1 protein-coding gene and 1 pseudogene are annotated in these 829 nt (G+C 60.2%); both read right to left on the bottom strand.

Annotation, left to right across the window (positions count from 1 at the left end; all coding sequences use genetic code 11):
* Positions 1-644 (bottom strand): ABC transporter permease subunit (locus KHO23_RS34880; RefSeq protein WP_211617544.1); only part of this gene is annotated, 644 nt, incomplete at its 3' end.
* Positions 641-829 (bottom strand): annotated as a pseudogene (locus tag KHO23_RS34875) (putrescine ABC transporter permease PotH); the annotation flags it as partial. The gene KHO23_RS34880 and the pseudogene KHO23_RS34875, both read right to left, overlap by 4 nt.

Here is an 829-nt window from a genome sequence, read left to right as displayed (position 1 = left end):
AGGAACGCGGACAGCACGAGGTCGTCGAAAGACAGCGTGAACGACAGCAGCCAGCCGGACATGAGCGCCTGCGAGATCAGCGGCAGCGTGATCAGGAAGAACACCTTGAAGGGCGTGGCGCCGAGATCGAGCGCGGCTTCTTCGAGCGACTTGTTGAGCTCCTTCACCCGCGATTGCACGATGATCGCCACGTACGACACGCACAGCATCACGTGGCCGATCCAGATCGTGAAGAGCCCGCGGCCCTTCGGCCAGCCGAGCATCTGTTCGAGCGCGACGAACAGCAGCAGCAGCGAGATGCCCTGGATCACCTCAGGAATCACGAGCGGCGCGTTGATCATGCCGGCGAACAGCGTGAAGCCGCGAAAGCGTCCGAAGCGGGCCAGCACGAACCCGGCCCACGTCCCGATTACGACGGATGCAAACGCGGTCAGCAGACCGATCTTCAGCGACAGCCACGCGGCATTGAGCAGTTCGCCGTCCTGCAGCAGCGCGCCGTACCACTTGAGCGAGAAGCCGGACCAGACCGTCACGAGCTTGGACTCGTTGAACGAATACACCACCAGGCTGATGATCGGGATATACAGAAACAGAAACCCGAACGTCAGCACGCTATTGGAAAGCGTTCTATTTGGCTTGATCATTTTGCGCCCTCCAGTTCCTTGACCTGGTAGTACTGGAACACGGCCATCGGCACGAGCAGCAGCAGAACCATCGCGACAGTGACAGCGGATGCCATCGGCCAGTCCATATCGTTGAAGAATTCATCCCACATCACGCGGCCGATCATCAGCGTGTCGGCGCCGCCGAGCAGTTCAGGAATCACGTA

It is taken from the genome of Paraburkholderia haematera, assembly GCF_905220975.1.
GTDB lineage: Bacteria > Pseudomonadota > Gammaproteobacteria > Burkholderiales > Burkholderiaceae > Paraburkholderia > Paraburkholderia haematera.
The sequence above is the reverse complement of the archived record's forward strand: the minus strand, read 5'-3'. Positions and strand labels throughout refer to the sequence as shown.